General features: G+C 33.8%; 1 protein-coding gene and 1 pseudogene. Both read left to right on the top strand.

The genetic code is table 11. The annotated features are described in order from the left end of the window. Positions 1-339 precede the first annotated feature (339 nt). Positions 340-786 (top strand): annotated as a pseudogene (locus tag ACQKNI_RS26050) (hypothetical protein); the annotation flags it as partial. A gap of 371 nt (positions 787-1,157) precedes the next feature. After that, positions 1,158-1,889, top strand: a complete 732-nt coding sequence (locus ACQKNI_RS26045; RefSeq protein WP_088233389.1) for a DsbA family oxidoreductase — start codon at positions 1,158-1,160, stop codon at positions 1,887-1,889. The last annotated feature ends 358 nt before the right edge of the window (positions 1,890-2,247 follow it).

Here is a 2,247-nt window from a genome sequence, read left to right as displayed (position 1 = left end):
TAGCGCCGATGGTAGTTGGGACCTTGTCCCTGTGAGAGTAGGACGTCGCCAAGCAACTTTAAGACGAGTCAGAATGACTCGTCTTTTTTGTGTTTACATTCATACTTATCTCAAATGCTGTTTAAAGCTTTAAGTATTCCCTATTCTTCTAAGTATTTTGGTTACATATATAGTTCATATTTAATTTCTTTCGAAAGTAATTCGACGATGTGTGAAATTCGTGTAGTTATTTTTTGAGGTGTTTTAATGTAACGAGATTTACATTTGGAAAGGGAGCTAATATGAAACAAGATAGGTGTAATTACTATAGTAGTTGTAGTCTTTCTAGCGATTGTGTATATGTTAGTCGGGAATTATTTCTATAAGTATGTATTGAGTACGAAACAAGAAAAGGAATTTTTAAAGGGGAACCCTCACATAGTGGGAACAGTGAGGGTATCAGGAGATGTATTGGCTACAAATGAAGAAAAGAATGCGAACTTTGTATCGAAATATAAACGTAATACAGTGATTATAAATTCATTTGATAAGTTGACATTAACGTATTGTGCATAATTCGTGTATCAACTAAAAGGTTTATTTCACTTACATAGGTTTCCTGTTATGAATGTGGCGAATACAGTTACTAAAGTGAAGGGTGAATATGATTTAGAAGAGGTTTTAGCTGTTAAGTAAGTTGCAAAAAGTAAAACGCTTATGCTATTTATTCACAGGGATGCTAATACATTTATTCCTTTTGAAATGCTAGGTGAAGTGTATAATGCTTTAAAAATAGAAAAAGAGAAATGAATTGTTCTAGGTTCGGCACATGGAGAAGCGGAGAAAGTAGATTTAAATAAAGTGAAACTTTAATCAGGGGGTGTTGTTTACCCATCATTGATTATTAGCCGTCACAAATAGTGGAGTAAATATTGGGATACGGTATGGAAATTCGTAGAGAAGTATATTCTAGCATAATTAAAATTGTTTTCGTGTTATATACGATAATTGGAGGGGGGAATAGTTGATCCTTTTGATTATCGTTTTTTGTTATTTAGGTATGTTGCTATAAATATACTTTTGTATGTGCTATATGAAAAAAGATAGAGCAAAAACTTTTGAATTCCTTAATCTCAGTGCTACAATGATTGGAAACTAAGTTTTAAAGAGGTGTTAATATGAAGATCGAGGTTTGGTCAGATTTTGTATGTCCATTTTGTTATATCGGGAAGCGTAGATTAGAAATGGCCTTAGAACAATTCCCACATAGGGATGATGTTGAAGTTGAGTTTAAAAGTTTTGAATTAGATCCAAATACTCCCGTTTACTCTGGAACGAGTATTAACGAAGTACTTGCATCAAAGTATGGGATTAGTATTGAAGAAGCTAAGCGTAATAATGTACAACTAGGCAATCATGCAGCTAGTATGGGTTTAAGTTTTAATTTTGAAGAGATGAAGCCGACAAATACCTTTGACGCGCATCGTCTTGCGAAGTTCGCTAAGGATCAAGGGAAGGAAAAAGAGATTACAGAAAATCTTCTTTTTGCATATTTTACTGAATCACAAAACTTAAGTGATGTGGAAGTACTTGCTACTATTGCTGAAAAATCGGGATTAGATAAGCAAGAAGCTTTAAATGTTATCGATAATAAAAGTGCTTATGCGAATGATGTTCGAGTGGATGAAGCAATTGCTCAGCAATATCAAATTTCAGGAGTGCCTTATTTTATTGTTAATCAGAAATATGCTATTTCAGGTGCGCAACCACTTGAAACCTTTGTTGGTGCACTTCAGCAAGTGTGGGAAGAAGAGAATCCTGCGCCTAAGTTACAAGAGCTTTCATCAGACAAAGGAAGCGATATGTCTTGTACTGATGGAAGTTGTTCGGTTCCATCAAAAGAACAATAGGTTTTTTAATGGGATAGCAACCCATAGAGTGTTTTATGGGTTGCTTATGTATTCTTATAGAAGAGATATGTAAATAGATAACTTGATAACGTCAATGTGTTTTTATAAAAAATGAAGTTTTTTATAAAAACATATTGACGATTTTAAGTTAGAGGTGTAATATAGAACAAGTCGCCGATGCAATAACGCAAAACGCGGCAAACGAAATAAAAAACTTAGTTGACATTAACTAACGAAGATGTTAACATAAGGAAGTCGCAAATGAGCGACCAAGTAGTTCTTTGAAAACTGAACGAAACAAACAACGTGAAACGTCAATTTTTATTTTAGATGCTAGACAAACTAACTTTATTGGAGA

It is taken from the genome of Bacillus sp. NPDC094064, assembly GCF_050279585.1.
Lineage (GTDB): Bacteria > Bacillota > Bacilli > Bacillales > Bacillaceae_G > Bacillus_A.
This window is presented reverse-complemented; position numbering and strand designations above follow the sequence as displayed.

Bases quoted from the DNA above. Each gene is read 5' to 3' on its own strand.
- ACQKNI_RS26045 (WP_088233389.1), top strand. From the start codon at position 1,158: ATGAAGATCGAGGTTTGGTCAGATTTTGTATGTCCATTTTGTTATATC.